General features: G+C 61.0%; 16 protein-coding genes. 10 read left to right on the top strand and 6 right to left on the bottom strand.

Features of this window, described 5'->3' with window-relative positions; genetic code table 11:
* Positions 1-5: 5 nt before the first annotated feature.
* A complete protein-coding gene (locus tag AB3X86_RS31615; protein ID WP_368598989.1) occupies positions 6-1,499 on the bottom strand; it encodes an aldehyde dehydrogenase in 1,494 nt (497 codons plus the stop codon).
* Between the two features lie 24 nt (positions 1,500-1,523).
* Here AB3X86_RS31615 and AB3X86_RS31610 point away from each other — a divergent pair, with 24 nt between their 5' ends.
* Positions 1,524-2,591, top strand: a complete 1,068-nt coding sequence (locus AB3X86_RS31610; RefSeq protein WP_368598988.1) for a LysR family transcriptional regulator — start codon at positions 1,524-1,526, stop codon at positions 2,589-2,591.
* Positions 2,592-3,085: 494 nt separating this feature from the next.
* Here AB3X86_RS31610 and AB3X86_RS31605 read toward each other — a convergent pair whose 3' ends face one another.
* The 3 genes from AB3X86_RS31605 to AB3X86_RS31595 all read right to left on the bottom strand — a co-directional run bounded on the left by AB3X86_RS31605 (position 3,086) and on the right by AB3X86_RS31595 (position 4,588).
* Positions 3,086-3,337 (bottom strand): hypothetical protein, encoded by a 252-nt coding sequence (locus AB3X86_RS31605; protein ID WP_368598987.1) that lies wholly within the window; start codon positions 3,335-3,337, stop codon positions 3,086-3,088.
* A 94-nt stretch (positions 3,338-3,431) separates the two neighbouring features.
* Positions 3,432-3,722 (bottom strand): hypothetical protein, encoded by a 291-nt coding sequence (locus AB3X86_RS31600; RefSeq protein WP_368598986.1) that lies wholly within the window; start codon positions 3,720-3,722, stop codon positions 3,432-3,434.
* Between the two features lie 626 nt (positions 3,723-4,348).
* Positions 4,349-4,588 (bottom strand): hypothetical protein, encoded by a 240-nt coding sequence (locus tag AB3X86_RS31595; RefSeq protein ID WP_368598985.1) that lies wholly within the window; start codon positions 4,586-4,588, stop codon positions 4,349-4,351.
* Positions 4,589-4,815: 227 nt separating this feature from the next.
* Here AB3X86_RS31595 and AB3X86_RS31590 point away from each other — a divergent pair, with 227 nt between their 5' ends.
* The gene (locus AB3X86_RS31590) at positions 4,816-5,460 is read left to right on the top strand and encodes a lytic transglycosylase domain-containing protein (protein WP_368598984.1); all 645 of its coding nucleotides are present in this window, start codon (positions 4,816-4,818) and stop codon (positions 5,458-5,460) included.
* Between the two features lie 116 nt (positions 5,461-5,576).
* On the opposite strand, the gene AB3X86_RS31585 is transcribed toward AB3X86_RS31590, so the two are convergent.
* Together AB3X86_RS31585 and AB3X86_RS31580 are read right to left on the bottom strand one after the other, a co-directional pair.
* Complete coding sequence (locus AB3X86_RS31585) at positions 5,577-6,521, bottom strand: PTS sugar transporter subunit IIA (protein WP_368598983.1); 945 nt, start codon at positions 6,519-6,521, stop codon at positions 5,577-5,579.
* Positions 6,522-6,578: 57 nt separating this feature from the next.
* Positions 6,579-6,914: a potassium-transporting ATPase subunit C gene (locus AB3X86_RS31580; protein ID WP_368598982.1), complete on the bottom strand. Its 336-nt coding sequence runs from the start codon at positions 6,912-6,914 to the stop codon at positions 6,579-6,581.
* 200 nt (positions 6,915-7,114) lie between these two features.
* On the opposite strand from AB3X86_RS31580, the gene AB3X86_RS31575 reads away from it, so the two are divergent.
* The 8 genes from AB3X86_RS31575 (at position 7,115) to AB3X86_RS31540 (ending at position 18,116) form a co-directional block, all read left to right on the top strand.
* Positions 7,115-7,753 carry a GNAT family N-acetyltransferase gene (locus AB3X86_RS31575; RefSeq protein WP_368599020.1) on the top strand — a complete coding sequence of 213 codons (639 nt, stop codon included), beginning with the start codon at positions 7,115-7,117 and terminating at the stop codon, positions 7,751-7,753.
* Between the two features lie 56 nt (positions 7,754-7,809).
* Positions 7,810-8,172 carry a hypothetical protein gene (locus AB3X86_RS31570; RefSeq protein WP_368598981.1) on the top strand — a complete coding sequence of 121 codons (363 nt, stop codon included), beginning with the start codon at positions 7,810-7,812 and terminating at the stop codon, positions 8,170-8,172.
* Between the two features lie 142 nt (positions 8,173-8,314).
* Complete coding sequence (gene kdpA / locus AB3X86_RS31565; protein ID WP_368598980.1) at positions 8,315-10,123, top strand: potassium-transporting ATPase subunit KdpA; 1,809 nt, start codon at positions 8,315-8,317, stop codon at positions 10,121-10,123.
* A 374-nt stretch (positions 10,124-10,497) separates the two neighbouring features.
* Entirely contained in the window at positions 10,498-10,593 is a 96-nt protein-coding gene (locus AB3X86_RS31560) for a potassium-transporting ATPase subunit F (protein WP_008918365.1), read from the top strand.
* Positions 10,590-12,398, top strand: a complete 1,809-nt coding sequence (kdpA, locus tag AB3X86_RS31555) for a potassium-transporting ATPase subunit KdpA (protein WP_368599019.1) — start codon at positions 10,590-10,592, stop codon at positions 12,396-12,398. The genes AB3X86_RS31560 and kdpA (AB3X86_RS31555) overlap by 4 nt, the downstream gene beginning before the upstream one ends.
* An 85-nt stretch (positions 12,399-12,483) precedes the next feature.
* Positions 12,484-14,562 carry a potassium-transporting ATPase subunit KdpB gene (kdpB, locus tag AB3X86_RS31550; RefSeq protein WP_368599018.1) on the top strand — a complete coding sequence of 693 codons (2,079 nt, stop codon included), beginning with the start codon at positions 12,484-12,486 and terminating at the stop codon, positions 14,560-14,562.
* A 77-nt stretch (positions 14,563-14,639) separates the two neighbouring features.
* A complete protein-coding gene (gene kdpC, locus AB3X86_RS31545; protein ID WP_368599017.1) occupies positions 14,640-15,221 on the top strand; it encodes a potassium-transporting ATPase subunit KdpC in 582 nt (193 codons plus the stop codon).
* 84 nt (positions 15,222-15,305) lie between these two features.
* A complete protein-coding gene (locus AB3X86_RS31540) occupies positions 15,306-18,116 on the top strand; it encodes a DUF4118 domain-containing protein (protein ID WP_368598979.1) in 2,811 nt (936 codons plus the stop codon).
* The last annotated feature ends 8 nt before the right edge of the window (positions 18,117-18,124 follow it).

Raw genomic sequence — 18,124 nt, 5'->3', positions numbered from 1 at the left:
TATCGTCAGGCCTGCGAAATGTTTGCCCAGATGGACTTGTATTGCGTATAGCTCTCGAGCGCTTCGGCACCTTGCTCGCGGCCGTAGCCTGACATCTTGTAGCCGCCGAAGGGTCCGCTCGGGTGGTACTTGTGCCAGGTGTTGATCCAGACCGTGCCGGCCTCGATGCGATCCGCGAGCCGCAATGCGCGGCCCAGATCGCGAGTCTGGATGCCTGAGGCGAGCCCATACGGCGTGTCATTCGCGATGCGCACGGCCTCCTGTTCGCCCTGGAACGGAATGACCGGCAGCACCGGTCCGAAAATCTCCTCGCGGCTGATGACCATATCGCTCGTCGCGTCGGCAAACACCGTGGGCTCGATGAAGAGCCCCTTGCCGTTGATCCGGCGGGTGCCGCCGCCGGCTACGAGGCGGGCCGTCGATGACTTGCCGGCGTCGATGTACCGCTGCACCTTGTCGAATTCCGCCCTCGACGCAATCGGCCCGACCTGTGTGCGCGGATCGAGCGGATCGCCCAGCACGGCGGCCTGCGCCATCCGCGCCAGCTTTTCGACGACCTCGTCGTAGACCGGCCGCTCCACGAGCAGTCGCGAACCGGCGACGCAGACTTCGCCCTTGTTCCAGAAGACACCCCAGAAGGCCGTCTGGACTGCCGCATCCACATCGGCATCTGCAAACACGATGTTCGGCGACTTGCCGCCGAGTTCCATCGTCGTGTGTTTCAGCGTGTCCGCGCCGTTGCGCATAATCGTCTGGCCGACAGCGGTCGAACCGGTAAAGGCGATCTTGTCGACGAGCGGGTGTTTCACGAGCGCGTCGCCGAGCGATCCGCCGGGTCCCGTGATCAGGTTGTAGACGCCTTCCGGCACCCCTGCATCGAGCATCACCTGAGCGAGCGCGAGCGCGGTCAGTGGCGTATCGGACGCCGGCTTGTGCACGAGGGTGTTGCCGGCTGCCAACGCCGGCGCAACTTTCGAGCAGGTGAGCGCCAGCGGAAAATTGAAAGGCGTGATCGCTGCGACCACGCCTAGCGGTTCGCGACGCGTCAGGATACGGATGTGTGGTTCGTATGACGTGCGATAGGCGCCTCCCATCGCGTGCATCGCGATCCCGCCGAAGAAACGGAAAAGGCCCGCGCAGTGGGGCATGATGACGTCGACGAAATCGCGGTACGGCATGCCCATATCCATCGATTCACGCAACGCGAAATCTTCCGCCCGCTCTTCGAGCAGGTCGGCCACGCGAAACAGGATTCTTGCCCGCGCTTCATGATGCATGCGCCGCCAGGCGCCAGTCTCGAATGCCCTGCGTGCTGCTTTGACCGCCGCGTCGGCGTCCGTCACGGTCGCCTTCGCGAACTCCACGACCGTCCCTTCGGTGGTCGGATCAATGCTCGAAAGGGTTGATCCGTCGGATGCGTCACGCCAGTTGCCGTCGATAAGAAGCTGACCGCGCGGCATGCACTTGCGCCGCGGGAGCGCCGTCGCTTCCTGGACCATGATCGATCTCCTGACTGTTGCCAAGTGGAGACCATTTTCAGCGCCGGGGCAGTGCTCGTCTATGCTACCCGGAGAGAAAACAGTTGTGAGCGGAGGTGCAAAATGAAAGCGGACGGAGCCAGCTCGATTGACCTCTTGCGGGCATTGAAGACCTTTACCGCGACGGTCGATCTGGCGAATTTCTCGGCCGCCGGCCGCCAGCTCGGGGTCACACCCGGCGCTGTGAGCAAACAGATTGGCATGCTCGAGGCGCTGGTCGGCTGCCGGCTGTTTCAGCGGACCACGCGGCAGCTGTCGGTCACCGAGCAAGGGCGGCGGCTCTACGCGCAGGTGCGGCAGCCGACGCAGCAGATCGAGGACGCAATCACGACGTTGTCATCCGACGAAACGCAGTTGAGCGGAGCCGTGAAGGTATCGTTGCCGATCGCATTCAGTCGCGCGGCGCTGCTGCCCGTGCTGGGCCGATTCAGGGAGCGCTTCCCCCAGATCGAGCTCGATCTGCGTTTCGATAATCGCCGCGTGGACCTGATTTCGGAGGGCTATGACTGCGCGATCGGTCAGCTCAAGGATACGGATTCGAGTGTGGTCGCGCGAACGCTCGCACCGTTGACGTTGATTCTCTGCGCGGCGCCGGCATACCTTGAACGGCATGGGGAGCCCTCGTCCGTCGAAGAGCTGGAGCACCACGAGCTTGTTTCGTTTCGTTCGCCGAATACCGGACGAATTCAGACGTGGAAGTTTCAGGCGCGCACGAGGGAGATCGTGCTTCAGCCTCGCTCCCGGCTCGTCGTGACGGACACCGAGGCCTTGACCGAACTCGCCGTCGCGGGCTGTGGCATCGCCCTGTTGGGCGCACATCACGCGGCGCCGTTGATCGACGCCGGCAGACTGAAGCATGTACTGCCGGGATGCGCCGAGCGGCGCAGCGACATCTGCGTCTACTACCCCGCTCGCAGGCATCTGCCGCCACGCGTCACGGCATTTGTTGAATTTGTCGTGGCGCAAGTGCGGGAAAGCGAACCGGTGAAGCGCGCGATCGCGATCGGACGGCGGCACGAGGCCACGCAGGCGGAAACACAGGCTCCCGGGTAGGCTGCCGGGCGGCGGAACGGGGAGCGGTCCTTTCCCAATCGACAGCTGGTTCGCCGCCTTGAAACCTCCGATCAAGGTAGCAAGTCATCGCGCTTCGCGCGGGCACTTACCGGCCTCAACGGAACACTTCCCGGACGGGCCTCCGCCCGCATACCTATGCCAAAAACTACGCTTAATTCCCTCGCAACTCCTTCGCATATTGGTGTCGCATTTCGGCAACAGAGAAACCGGAGGCGCTGGACTTGGCCATGCATGGCCGGACAAGCAGTTACTAGCCAAGAAAGATCGTCCAAACCATGCATCTCCAAGGAACTCACGTCAATGAACAAGTTTTTCCGTTGTGAGACGTTCGCAGCGTTTCTTGGCGAACGGCAGATTCCGTAGTGCGACCGCCCTTCACGATGCCTCGTCGCTGATAATCCCTCGGATACCTGCGACGCCCTACGACATCGGTTGGCAAAACACAGCATCGAAAAGACCCCCGTCAACCGGTCTCATGCTGCTCCCAATTGGCCGAGTCGCTGATAGAGCGATGGTAGTAGAAGACGGTTGCAACTGGCCTCGCGCTGCGTGAAATCATGAAATGACAAGAGACTATCGTCCCCGCGTGCAACCGCGCTGCTGATGCCGAGCAGGACGAAGTCCGAATTCTGGTGGGGCGCCTCGTCGTTTCCGTCGAAGCCATCGGCAATCCGGAGCGGAGCCAGCGGCGAGTTGGAGAGCGAAATACCCTGGCCGGCAAGCATAACGGTGCCGTCTAGCCGAACAAGCCCTCCACCCCTTCCAAGAGCGCCGCCGCAGTTCTCGCGATCATGGCCAATTGTCCCGCCGCCACTACGTTCATAACGTGCCGGATTGGGCCAACCATTCGGTGGCGTCTTGGGGAGTGGTCAATGCACCAAGCACCCGCAATAAATCCCTGCCCTCGTTCGTAATCGAAAATTCCTGCCAACCCGGTTCGCGCTCAATCCGTTGCGCGAGTCCCGCATCGTGAAGCGCAGTCATGTCAAGATCCTCCACTTCCACGTCGACCTTGACCGGCGCATTGGCGAGCAGCATCAATGCCGCCATCTCGTGCGCGCTCAGACGCGGCGAACCTGACTCCGGATTCTCTACACCTGTTTTTTTCATCAGCATTCCTTCTTAAATGGAGCGATGTCAGCCCCTTTGCGGCAACCACATGCGCTGCGATGACTCCGCATGACGCACGACGCAAGTCGGACACGCGGCCAGATTCCGCTTGCTTGCTACCGAAACCCGTGCAAGGTTCGAAGTGGCCGCACTTCGCCCACGGACAGTCGCAATACCACTATCTACGTGGCGCGATAAGATACCTGGAAAGTAATTACGATGTGCACCGCCTGGCTGATTTGCAAGACGGTGGCTCAAAGGAAAGAGACGCAGACGTCCTGCCTGTCAGGCAGCGAAACTATTCGGGGGACGGGAACTTCAGATGGCGCTCATATGAACGGCTTCATTTTTGGATATTCAATTACGCAGTGGCGGACCGGCAATTAAAAACATCCTAAAGACCCAAAACTACTCTGCCGCGGCAAATCCGTCCTCCCATTCCACATGCAGCACGACGAGCCAGTGGCGCGGGCATTCCGGCCGGATCACGACCGCGCTGCCGCGGGCTATCGCGGCGGGGCTGACGAACCCAGATTCGACCGCGTCCTCCCACGCGTGCTTCGCATCCGTCCGAATCGGCGTCAGTTGTTATCGAAGTGGGCGTGCACCGCATAGCGCCTCCTGCCTCACCGGGAAAGGATGATCAGCGGCGCAAGCGATGCGAGGTATGCAGCAAGGCCAACAACGGCCCAGCCCGACGCGACCGCGAGACAGGCAACGAGCGCACCCGCGGTACCGATCGCGCGCATGAATTGCAGACGTGCGCACTGGCGATCAAATCCCATTCCAGAATCGTCCGGATTTCGACGACTGGTTCGAAGTGTAAAGCGCACCAAAGTAGACATGCGGTAGACCTGTTGGAGCATTGCGACTTTCCATGCACTAGAGCTTACGACACTCAATCTAAAAATCGCGTAAAAGGGATTCGGCGCTCCATAAACGTTCTGTTTCTGCCGACGCGTTCCACCTGATTCACCGGGTTGCCCCTTAATGCGCCGTGCCGACGGCCACCCGATGCCTGACGAAGATGACCCTCTAACACCCTCCAGCCTTTATGAGGTTTATCCGATTTTTACGTGCACTACTGATTTTTTTGGAAAACTTCAACGATATCGTCTTTACAGTGCTTGCATCCGGGCTCCTCCCTGATCATATGCACGAACATAAACCTGGTGTTGCCAAAGCATGTCGGAAGTACGCAATATTGCGCCTTGCCTTGATGACGGTGGCCCTCGCACTATGCAGCCTCTTGCACTACGCGCATGCGCAAACGTTAGGCGCCTCTGCTGCAAGCGAGGCTCGTCCCTTTTCGAGGCCCGACGACATCGTCGCAGCGCTGCGCGCGCAGTTTCGCGTGTCGGCTGCTGACTCGTTGAAGATTGCACACGCTGTCCTGACCGAAGCGAACCGCTATTCGATGTCCCCTATTCTGCTGTTGTCGGTGATGGCTGTCGAATCCGGCTTCGACCCGCATGCGGTGAGCGCGGTCGGTGCACGTGGGCTGATGCAGATACTGCCCGCCGCCCATCCGCAGGCGTTCGCTAGCGTCAACGAACTCGACGATCCCGCCGTCAATGTCCGCATCGGCTCGTCGATATTGCGCGATTACCTTGACGCTTCCGGGGGCGACGTTAACGCCGCGCTGTGGCGGTACAGCGGCGGCGAAAAGGGCTATGCGCGCCGCGTTGGCATGCATATGCAGCGTTTTGCGATATTGCTGGGCACACAAAATGAGTAACGAACGATAGGATCAAAACCGCTCCAATTCGACCACCAACCGTTGGGGAACAGTACAAAGCGCTTCTTCGTTTCCTCGAGGCGAAAGACTACTTCTGAAGAACACAAACGGGACCGTTAGGTGTGTGGACGAATCTTGCTTACAGTTGACGTTGCATTGAACTGCCTTGCTCCCGGTCCGTCACGTACCGCAGCATCTTGCGCCTCGAAATCGGCAAAGAGTTGACATACAGCGTGCGGGTCCGCGCAGGCGCGGAGTCGCTCCCGGAACCGTTGGTCACAAAAGCGCTCAGCCACTTCAGCGAGTAAATGCAGATGCGTCATGTTCGCCCACTCCGGCACAAACAGCACTACCAGGTCGGTCACGGGCTCGCCGTCCGGCGCATCGAATGGAATCGGCATGACAGGACGCACATACAGCACCACGGGACCCTGCAGTCCTTTGATCTGGCCGTGAGGCACGGCCACACCCTGACCGAGTGCAGTCGAGCCCAAAGCTTCGCGAGCAGAAAGGCCGGCCATCACGGCCGGTGCCTCCAGGCCATAGCGTTGCTCCAGTAGTTGTGCAAGACGTGCGAAAAGCGATTCGCGATCAGCAGCCGCCAGATTGAGCCAGACATGATTTTCGGTCAGCAACTGTGCGATCGTATCCCCGTCCGTAACTCGTCCCTTCCGTCCGCCAAGGGCGTCGGCATGCGGCGACTCCGGGCGTTGTATCAGCTTGCTCCACCTATCGGTGGGTGTATCTGGCACTTCCAGCAATTGCGCAATCTCCGCGGTCGGCGCCAGATGGGTCACGCGCTGCATCGCCTCCTTCAACGCCGATCTCGGCAGGTAAAGTATGAGTCGCACCCGGTCCGTTCCGTGCAGTGGCGTCATGCGGATCGTCCACGACTGGCCGGCGCAGTCGCGGATCAACGCCAGACGCAACGGCATCGCATGCCGTGCGTCGAGCGTGATGCGCATCACCACATCGCGGCCTGTAGCCGGCTGGGACGCGCGATGAGATGCGATGTGTCTCAGAACAAAGAGGGCCTTCAGGCCTGCCAGAGAGTGTTTCATGTTGTGCCTCGATTTACCGTTGCCCTTTTTGTTCGATTCCGCGGCTTTTGGCAGCGACTATGCAGGCGGACCATACCGGTGGCGCAGCTCGAGGTTAATCTCGAGAACGTTGACAAGAGGCTCGCCGACCAGCCCGGCAAACGGCGCGTAGTTCGCAGCGCCCAACGTCGATGACCCCGACGCCGAGGCATCGTATGAGACCGCCGATGGCCGCGACTGGAAGTATTCATCCTTCGTGAACGGCTGGGCGATCAGTAGCGAACCAACCGGCTTCCCGTCGGGACCATCCACGATGCTGCCGTTCGCCTGAAACCGGAACGCCGTTTGGCCGATGACCCACAGGATGCCGGGATAGATACCGCACACCAGCACAACCGCGAATCCCAGTGTCACGCACGGTGTGCCCGCCTGTCTCTGCAGGTTCGCTACAGGTATAGAACGGCCAAAATAAAAATGGTGTAAATCTGGGGAGCTGCAAACGTATCGACCGTATAGACGTGCTGCCTCGCCACACTCTTTACGACATTTTTTCTTGTGGCACGCCGAGGCCAACCCTAGACTGCGGAAAAGAAACGAAAGTCTGGAGAGATCTCATGTCGAGGCCACGTACGACCGGCGCTGAACACATTCCCCTAGCTCACATCAAACGGGGTATTCGCAATGTGGTGCTGAGACGCTTCGATCCGTCGTGCGACTCATACGCTCAGCTCACCACGATGCTGCATCTTGCGTTTTCGCGGCTCGGCACGATGGGACTGAACTGTACCTGTGTGGATCAGGATGTGGCTGTCACGGCGCGGCGCGCGCAGGCCGGCGACTGCTTTGTGGTGGTCAGCGACGAGAAGGTGGTCGGCACGATGACACTGTATGCGCCCGACAGTGAATCGGCCTGTGAACATTATCATCGGCGCGACGTCGCGACGATCCGACAACTGGCCGTCGATCCGTCATGGCACAACCGCGGCATTGGCAAATCACTTCTGGCATTCGCCGAACACTGGGCCGCGACGCGCGGCTACTCGGAACTCGCCCTCGACACACCATATCCGGCAGCGCACCTGGTCGCCTTCTATCGCCGCCAGGGATTTCGCATTGTCGACGCGGTGCATTTCGCCGGAAAGGTCTACGAGAGCGCGATTCTCAGCAAGGCGCCCGTGGTTGCGCGAACGCTGGCCGCGTGGACCCATCAGATCGCGCTCCCCAGCGCTCGCTTCGTCCGCTTTGCCGCGTGAAGCGCAGCCGTATGCACGAACCTCCGCGTCGCAATGACAATCGAGGACCGAACGATGTGCAGGACAGCGCTCGCCAGAAGACGGCAATGCGTGCGCGCGGCTGGCGCAAGCTCGTGCTCCTGACCGTCGCCGCCAATCAGGTGTTGACCACCGCCTTCGTGTTTTTTGCGCAGCAGGTCGATTCCGGCCTGACGATGATGGACACGCTGATCTTCAGCTGTGTGACGTGCGGACTTGTCAGCTCCTGGCTTCGGACTGACGCGCAGCGTGCGTGGTGCAACGCCGTGGAGAAAGGCTATGTCGGCCAGCGCCATGCCACCACCGGAGAAGACGTGCTGAAGATCGCCGAGAAATGTCCTCGACGCTGGCTCGTTGTGCTGCACATTGAACTGAACCCGGAACTCGCAGGAACCGCCTGACACGACAAACAACGCTCTCCCGATCCCGCATTGACGAGATTTTTACGAGGCGCACTACGGTCTTTTCATCGAATTGACGTCTCACGAGCTGAAATACAGATGGAACACCGCTTTTCCTTCTGCGGTGTCTGCGGGGAGGGGCATGATTGCAAGTGCCGGCTTTCAGATTGGTCTGTTCCTAGTCGTCCTGATCGCACTCGTGAAGCCGCTCGGGCTTTATATGGCGCGCGCGGCCGACGGCCAGGCACCGTTGCTTGCCCGGTTCGGGCGGCCGCTCGAGCGGCTGATCTATCGCGCCGCCGGCATTGATCCGAACGCCGAGATGGACTGGAAGACCTACGCGGTCGCGCTGCTTCTCGTGAATGCCGTGGGCCTGTTCTTCCTGTATGCGGTGCAACGCGTGCAGCAATGGCTGCCGCTCAATCCCCAGACGCTGCCGGCCGTGAGCCCGGATTCCGCATTCAACACGGCTGTCAGCTTCGTGACGAATACGAGCTGGCAGGGCTACTCAGGTGAAGCAACATTGAGCTACCTGAGCCAGATGCTCGGAATTACCGTGCAAAGCTTCCTCTCCGCCGCGAGCGGCATGGCCGTGATGTTCGCGCTGATGCGGGGGCTCGCGAGGCGTGGCGCGCAGACCGTCGGCAATCTGTGGGTGGATCTGACCCGCTCCACGCTCTATGTGCTGTTGCCGCTTTCGGCCGCGTTCGCACTGGCCTTCATCGGGCAAGGCGTGATCCAGAACTTCGACGCGTCTCGCGAAGTTCACACGTTGCAGGCCGTCACGTGGCAGCAGCCCAAACTGGATACGCAGGGCCAGCCCATGCACGACGCTGCGGGCAACGTGCTGCAGCAGTCCATCACATCGCAACAACAACTGCTGCCGATGGGCCCCGTCGCCTCGCAGGAATCGATCAAGCTGTTGAGCGGCGATGGCGGCGGCTTCTACAACGCAAATTCCGCGCATCCCTACGAAAACCCCACCCCGTTCAGCAACTTTCTGCAGATGCTTGCGATCCTGCTGATTCCGGCCGCGCTGTGCTACACGTTTGGTGTGGTGGTCGGTGACCGGCGGCAAGGCTGGGCGCTGCTCGCCGCGATGAGCGCGATGTTCGTCGTCGCCGCTGCGATTACGATTCACGCGGAACAGCATGGCGTCACGCATCTATTCGCGCCGGGAGCCGGTGCGACACACAGTGCCGTCATTCAGGGCGGCAACATGGAAGGCAAGGAGCAACGGTTCGGCGTCGTGACCTCGGCGCTTTACGCCACCGTGACGACGAGCGGCGGCGACGGCGCCGTCAATGCGATGCACGACTCGTTCACGCCGGTTGGCGGACTCGTGCCGATGGTGCTGATGCAGACGGGCGAAGTCGTGTTCGGCGGACCGGGCTCCGGCCTCTTCAGCATGGTCGTCTATGCGATCCTGGCCGTCTTCGTTGCTGGACTGATGATCGGGCGTGCACCGGAATATCTCGGCAAGAAAATCGACGCATTCGAGATGAAGATGGTCGCAGTCGCGCTTCTCGCGACGCCGATGCTGGTGCTCGCCGGCACTGCGATTTCCGTGCTGTTACCTGCTGGAGTCGCGGGTATCGCGAACCCCGGCGCGCACGGGTTCAGCGAAATTCTCTATGCGTTTTCTTCAGCGGCGAACAATAACGGTAGCGCGTTCGCGGGCCTGTCCGCCAATACTCGGTACTACAACTGGATGCTCGCCATTGCCATGTGGTTCGGCCGGTTCGCCGTAATCGTCCCAGTGCTGGCGATTGCCGGATCGCTCGCGGGCAAACTGCGGCGCACGGCGGGTCCGGGTACGCTGCCGACGCACACTGGGCTCTTCGTCGGGTTGCTCGTTGGCACGGTCGTCATGGTTGCCTCACTGACTTACCTCCCAGCGCTCGCGCTGGGACCAATCGCCGAACAATTGAGCATGGTGCTCACCCACTAGTGCGTGGATTCGCGTCTGGCGCGTGCCGTATCCAACACCATGCCCCGTCCATTTACGACGTTCATATCTAGCCGTACTAGAGGACAGTTGCGCGTTAAGCGGTTCACTTACTCGTACCCCGCAGTCTGCAACCGGAAAAATTGCCTGTGTCAGAACTCCGGATCGGCCATCCTTGCGAATTTACACATTTTTTACTTCGCCTCGCCTAGTTTGGACAGTGGCGATTCTCGCTGCCTTCCGGCTGTGCCGGGTCAGTTATGGAGAACGGAGATGGACGTGATCTACATCGCCGGCATCGTTGTCTTCTGCGGACTTTGCCTCGCGCTCGTCAACGGCTGCGAAAAACTGCATCGGCGCGTATCGGGGGGCCGGCCATGAACGCATGGATGATCTGGCTCGCCTCTGCTGCGACGCTTCTATTGCTTGTCTACCTCGTGTACGCGCTGCTGCGTGCGGAGGACCTGGAATGAACGCGCATAACACCCTCTATCTGGCACTCTTCGTCGTGGTGCTGATCGCGGTCGCGATCCCGCTCGGCCACTATATGAGCGCTGTGCTTGACGGTTCATCGGTTGTCGTACGCAAGCTTGGGCGACCGGTTGAACGAATTCTTTACCGGCTTGCAGGGGTCGATCCCGACGCTGAAATGTCGTGGAAGGAGTACGCGTTCGCCGTACTCATTTTCAATGCGCTTGGCACGCTCGCCGTGTACGGCTTTCTGCGGCTGCAACAATGGCTGCCGGCCAACCCGCAGGGTTTTGGTCCGATGACGCCAGACGCCGCTTTCAACACCGCAGTGAGTTTCGCGACCAATACTAACTGGCAAAACTATACGCCGGAATCCACGGTCAGCTACCTCACCCAGATGGCGGCGCTCACCGTGCAGAACTTCCTGTCCGCAGCGACGGGTATTGCGGTGGCCATTGCGCTGATACGCGGCTTTGCCCGTCACACCGTCAAGACGATCGGCAATTTCTGGGTCGATCTGACGCGCACCACGCTGTTCATCCTCATACCGATCGCGTTCGTGATAGCGCTGGTGTTCATCAGCCAGGGGGCGATCCAGAATTTCAGGTCATACGTCGATGTGCCGACGGTTCAGGTCACGACCTATCAGGTGCCAAAGACCGACGCGCAGGGCAATGCGGTCAAGGACGCGAAGGGCAACCCCGTCATGCAGGACGTGAAGGCCGACAAACAAACCATCGCCATGGGCCCGCTGGCGTCACAGGAAGCCATCAAGATGCTTGGCACCAACGGTGGCGGATTCTTTAATGCAAATTCCGCTCATCCCTATGAGAACCCGACGCCGCTGGCCAATTTTGTTCAGATGGTGGCGATGCTGGGCATTGGCGCGGCCTTATGCATCGTGTTTGGCAGAACGGTCGGGGACAGCCGGCAGGGCTATGCGGTACTCGCCGCAATGACCATCGCGTTCGTGATCGCGTGCTGGGGCGAAATCAGCTTTGAACAGTCCGGTAATCCCCTGTTCGCGTCGTTGCACGTCGATCAAAGCTCTTCTGCGATGCAGCCGGGCGGCAACATGGAAGGCAAGGAAACGCGCTTCGGCATCGCCGATTCTGGCATCTTCACGGTTGCCACCACCTCCGCATCGTGCGGCGCGGTCAACAACGCGCACGACTCACTGACGCCCATGGGCGGCTTCGTGCCGCTCCTGATGATGCAACTGGGCGAAGTGGTTTTCGGCGGCGTGGGGTCGGGCCTCTACGGGATGCTCGTCTTTGCGCTGCTGGGGGTATTCATCGCCGGGCTGATGATCGGGAGAACGCCCGAATACATCGGCAAGAAGATCGAATCCTATGAGATGAAGATGGTGGCAATCGCGATACTCGTCATGCCGATGATCGTGCTGACAGGTACGTCGATCGGTGTGCTGTCTCCGCTCGGCACTGCCGGCATCGCCAACCCGGGGGCACACGGGTTCTCGGAGATCCTCTACGCGTTCACGTCGGCCACCAACAACAACGGCAGTGCGTTCGCGGGACTCTCTGTCAATACACCGTTCTATAACGTGCTGCTGGCTATCGCGATGTGGCTGGGCCGATTCGTTCCGGTAGTCGCAGTCCTCGCGATTGCCGGGTCCCTTGCGGAAAAGAAACGCATTGCGACCACGGAAGGCACGCTGCCCACGCATGGACCGCTGTTCGTCGTGCTGCTGCTCGGCTCCGTGCTGCTGATCGGTGCGCTCACCTTCGTGCCCGCGCTTGCACTGGGCCCGGTCGTCGAACATCTGTCGATGATTTCAGGTCACTGAATTCGAGGAAAGCATGACCACTTCCATTGAACCGCCTGTCCATCGCCCCGACAACCTTGGCCAGGCACGTACCGCCGCACGCTCGATGTTCGATCCGGCGCTCGTGAAACCCGCGATTGTCGATTCGTTCAAAAAGCTGACGCCACGCACGCAGTTGCGCAATCCCGTGATGTTCTGCGTGTACGTGGGCAGCATTCTCACGACCATCCTATGGGTGGCCGCCCTCGCCGGGCAAGCCGAAGCGCCAGCGGGCTTTATCCTCGCCATTACGTTGTGGTTGTGGTTTACGGTGTTGTTTGCAAACTTCGCCGAGGCACTTGCGGAAGGACGCTCGAAAGCGCAGGCGGCGTCGCTGCGCAGTGCGAAGCACAACGTGATGGCCAAGAAACTCAACGAACCGCATCCGAAAGCAGCCGTGCGCTTGATGGCATCGACCGATCTGCGCAAGGACGATGTCGTGCTGGTCGAGACCGGGGATACGATTCCGGCCGACGGCGAAGTCATCGAAGGCGTCGCGTCAGTCGATGAGTCGGCGATCACGGGCGAATCCGCGCCCGTCATCCGTGAGTCAGGCGGTGACTTTTCATCGGTCACGGGCGGCACGCGGGTCCTTTCGGACTGGATCGTCGTGCGGGTCACCGTCAACCCCGGTGAAGCCTTCCTCGACCGGATGATCGCGATGGTCGAAGGAGCCAAGCGGCAGAAGACGCCAAACGAAATCGCGCTGACGATCCTGCTGGTTGCGTTGACGCTCGTCCTGCTGTTCGCCACCGCGACGCTGCTGCCGTTTTCGATGTTCTCGGTGCAAGCCGCGAAAGCAGGTCAGGTCGTGACGATCACCGCGCTTGTCGCCCTGCTTGTCTGCCTGATCCCGACCACGATTGGCGGTTTGCTGTCGGCGATTGGTGTCGCGGGGATGAGCCGGATGATGCAGGCGAACGTGATTGCGACGTCGGGGCGTGCGGTCGAGGCCGCCGGCGACGTCGACGTCCTGCTGCTCGACAAGACCGGCACGATCACGCTCGGCAACCGCCAGGCATCTACCTTCATACCGGCACCGGGTGTGTCGGAGCATGATCTCGCCGATGCGTCGCAACTCGCCTCGCTCGCCGACGAAACGCCGGAAGGCCGTAGCATCTCCGTGCTGGCGAAGCAACGCTTCAATATGCGCGAGCGCGACATGGCGTCGCTCCACGCAACGTTCCTCGGGTTCACCGCGCAAACGCGGATGAGCGGAGTCGATCTGCCGAACCGGGAGATCCGCAAGGGCGCATCCGAAGCAGTGAAACAGTATGTCGAGGCGCACGGTGGCCGTTATCCCGCGGAAGTCAACGCCGCGGTGACCGATGTTGCACGGCGCGGCAGTACACCGCTGGTCGTTGCCGACAAACCCGGTGGTCACGACAGCGAGGGTAGCGGCCCGGCACGCGTTCTCGGCGTGATCGAACTGAAGGATATCGTCAAGGGCGGTATCAAGGAGCGCTTTGCGGAACTGCGCAGGATGGGCATCAAGACCGTGATGATCACGGGTGACAACCGGCTGACGGCTGCGGCGATTGCAGCTGAAGCCGGTGTCGACGACTTCCTTGCCGAAGCGACGCCCGAGGCCAAGCTGAGGATGATTCGGGAGCACCAGGCTGAAGGACGGCTCGTTGCGATGACGGGCGACGGCACCAACGATGCCCCCGCGCTCGCGCAGGCCGATGTCGCGGTAGCGATGAACTCGGGCACACAGGCCGCCAAGGAAGCCGGCAACATGGTTGATCTCGACTCGAATCCGACCAAGCTGATCGAAATCGTCGAGATCGGCAAACAGATGCTGATGACGCGCGGATCGCTGACGACGTTCTCGATCGCCAATGACGTCGCGAAGTACTTTGCGATCATTCCGGCCGCGTTCGCTTCGACCTACCCGCAACTGCGCGTACTGGATGTCATGCGTCTTACGTCCCCGTCGTCGGCGATCCTGTCGGCGGTAATTTTCAATGCGCTGATCATTGTGTTCCTGATCCCGCTTGCGTTGAAGGGCGTCAGATATCGTGCGCTGGGTGCGGCGGCGCTGCTGCGGCGCAACCTGCTGATCTATGGCCTGGGCGGCATTATCCTGCCCTTCCCGTTCATCAAGCTGATCGACATGATACTGGCCGCGTTTGGATGGGTCTGAAGCACCTGGAAAACTGTGACCGCCCGATCCCCGCATCCGGATCTGGCTGAATGGAAAGAACGCTTGAGTACACGACCATGAAGAATTCATTGCGCCCCGTGCTGGTTCTGTTTGTGTTCCTGACGGTGATCACGGGCATCGTCTATCCGCTTGTCGTAACAGCGGTCGGACAAGTGCTGTTCCCGCATCAGGCCAGCGGCAGCTTCATCGAGAAGGACGGCAAGGCAGTCGGCTCGGAAATCATCGGCCAGCAGTTCGACGCGCCCTATTACTTCTGGGGACGGTTGTCGGCCACGACGCCGAACCCGTACAACGCGCAAAACTCGGGCGGCTCGAACCTGAGCGCCACCAACCCCGCCCTAGCCGATGAAGTAAAGGGACGCCTCGCAGCGCTTCACGCCGCCGATCCGTCCAACACAACGCCTGTGCCTGTCGATCTGGTCACGTCATCGGGCAGCGGTCTCGATCCGGATATTTCACCGGCTGCCGCCGCGTATCAGGCGGCTCGCGTTGCAAAGGCGCGCGGGCTGTCTGAGCAGCAGATCAACGAACTGATCGCACAGAACACGTCGGGTCGGCAACTTGGCGTATTGGGCGAGCGTCGCGTGAACGTGCTGAAACTCAACCTCGCACTCGACCAGCTCAAGCCGATGCATTGAGTTTCCCCAGGCCGACAGCGCACGGCATATAGCAAACGTATGAACCTCGACGACATGATGACGGGATAACCCGCAGGGGGTGTGATGAACCGGCCTGATCCCGACGAACTGCTGGACCGCATCCAGCGCGATGAAGAAAAAAGCCAGCGCGGCCGGCTCAAGGTGTTCTTTGGCGCATCGGCCGGAGTCGGCAAGACGTTTGCGATGTTGCAGGCTGCCAGATACCGCAAGGAGGAAGGCGTCGATGTCGTCGTCGGAATCGTCGAAACACATGGACGCAAGGAAACGCTCGCCCTGATCGAGGGGCTGGAGGTCATTGCGCCCGCGCGAATCGAATATCGCGGACGCCTGCTTGCCGAGTTCGATCTCGACGCAGCACTCGCGCGCAAGCCGCAGCTGATTCTCGTCGACGAGCTGGCGCATTCGAATGTCCAGGGCAGCCGGCATCTGAAGCGCTGGCAGGATGTGCATGAACTGCTCGACGCCGGCATCGACGTATATACGACCGTCAATGTCCAGCATCTCGAGAGCCTGAACGACGTGGTCGGTCAGATCACCGGCATCCGCGTGTGGGAAACGGTACCCGACCGCGTGTTCGATCTCGCGGACGAAGTGACGCTGGTCGACCTGCCGCCGGAGGAACTTCTCGATCGCATGCGTGATGGCAAGGTTTATATGCCGCAGCAGGCGGAGCACGCCGTCCGCAATTTCTTCCGCAAGGGCAATCTGATCGCGCTGCGCGAACTCGCGTTGCGCCGCACCGCCGACCGCGTGGATGCGCAGATGCGCGAGTATCGTGCGGATCAGTCGATCGAGCGTATCTGGCAGGCGCGCGAGCGCATTATCGTGTGTGTCGGTGCCGGACCGGACAGCAGCAATCTCGTACGTGCGGCGGCGCGGCTCGCGTCGAACCTTAGGGCTGATTGGCTGGCAGTCTATGTCGAGACGCCGAAACTTCAGCGGCTTCCCGATGCGATACGCGGACGTACGCTCGACGCACTCAAGCTCGCAGCCGATCTGGGCGCGGAAACCGTCACGTTGCAGGGCGAGCAGGTCGCAAAGACGCTGATTGCCTATGCGCGCATGCGCAATGTGTCGAAACTCGTCGTGGGCGCAGCCGTGTTGCGCGGATGGCGCGGATGGCTGGGACGGTCCACGACCGAGCGTCTGATCCGCGCAGCCGGTGATATAGATATCTCGCTGATCAATTCGGGTGCGGTGCGTGAATCCGCCGCCCCTCGCGGCGCGGCAGGCAGCTTTGTCGCACCGGCCGAGGATCAACGCGGGTTGCCGCTGGTTTCCTATGGGTATGCGGTGGCGATCTGCGCGGTGATCACTGCTGTCGCCACTCTTCTGGTGGACAGGATCGCGCTGGCAAATCTCGTCATGCTGTATCTGCTTGGCACGATCTTTACGGCAGTGCGTCTGGGCCGTGGGCCAGGCGTGCTGCTTTCGTTTCTCGGCGTGGCCGCGTTTGACTTCTTTTTCGTTCCACCCCGGCTTTCATTTTCCGTATCGGACACACAGTATCTGTTGACGTTCGCGGTGATGCTTCTGACATCGCTGACGATCAGCCATCTGACGTCCAGTCTGCGGCGACAGGCTCATGTCGCAACGATACGCGAGCGCCGGACCGATGCGATGTTCGCGATGACACGCGAGCTCGGCGCAGCCCTCACCACCGCCCTGATCCTCGAGATCGGCACGCGCCATGTCGCCGAGGTTTTTCAGGCGCGCGTCGCGATCCTGTTGCCCGACAGCGCCGAAAAGGTGCGGCAGAAGGTTGAAAATCCGGACCCCGCTGTGACGCTGGCCGAAGGGGAACTCGATTGCGATATCGCGCAGTGGGTCTATGACCAGCAAAAGCCGGCCGGCCACGGAACAGAAACGCTACCGGCAACCGCGGCACTCTACCTGCCGCTGCGCGCGCCGATGCGTACACGCGGCGTCCTCGCACTGCTATCCCCGGCGATGGAAGGGTTTGCAACACCGGAACAGCGCCGCATGCTCGACACGTTTGCGGCCCAGATCGCGCTCGCGCTCGAGCGCGTTCATTATGTCGAGATCGCACAGGACGCGCTGGTCAGCATGGAGTCGGAACGTCTGCGCAATTCCCTGCTGTCCGCGATCTCGCACGATTTGCGTACGCCGTTGACCGCGATCGTGGGCTTCGCCTCTTTGCTGGCGGAGCCGGGCTACGTTCAAAAGGACGAGCAGCGTGCTCCCAATGAACTCGGCGAGGCAATCTATGACGAGGCGATGCGGATGACCGCCATTGTGACCAACCTGCTCGACATGGTACGTCTTCAGGAAGGCAGCATGCGACTGAACCGCCAATGGTCGTCGCTCGAAGAAGTGATCGGCGCCGCGCTTGCAGCTTCGCGCCGTCCGCTCTCCGGGCGCAAGGTATCGACACATGTGCGGTCCGATCTTCCGCTGGTCCAACTCGATGCCGTACTGATCGAACGACTCTTCGCCAACCTGCTCGACAATGCCGCGAAGTACACACCCGCCGGGTCGCCCATCTTCGTCAATGCATCCGCCGTCCAGGAGAATGGCAATCGTTATGTGAGAGTCAAGGTGGAAGACAGCGGACCGGGTCTGCCCCCCGGCATGGAATCCCGCATATTCGACAAGTTCACCCGAGGTGAGAAAGAATCGGCATTACCCGGCATAGGTCTGGGTCTTGCGATTTGCCGCGCCATCGTCGAGGCGCATGGAGGAAAAATTGGCGCGGCAAATCGCACCGATCCGAACGGAAACGTGCTCGGCGCCTGTTTCTGGTTCATGTTGCCGGCTGACGAGGCCCCACCGGGAGAAATCGGGGACGCCGCAGATGCGCTCGACGAAGGCACGGCGCAGCAGCAGTCGAAAAACGTACCCGGCGAGCCATGAACCGCACC

It is taken from the genome of Paraburkholderia sp. BR14374, assembly GCF_040948685.1.
In the GTDB taxonomy this organism is placed as follows: domain Bacteria; phylum Pseudomonadota; class Gammaproteobacteria; order Burkholderiales; family Burkholderiaceae; genus Paraburkholderia; species Paraburkholderia youngii.
The sequence above is the reverse complement of the archived record's forward strand: the minus strand, read 5'-3'. Positions and strand labels throughout refer to the sequence as shown.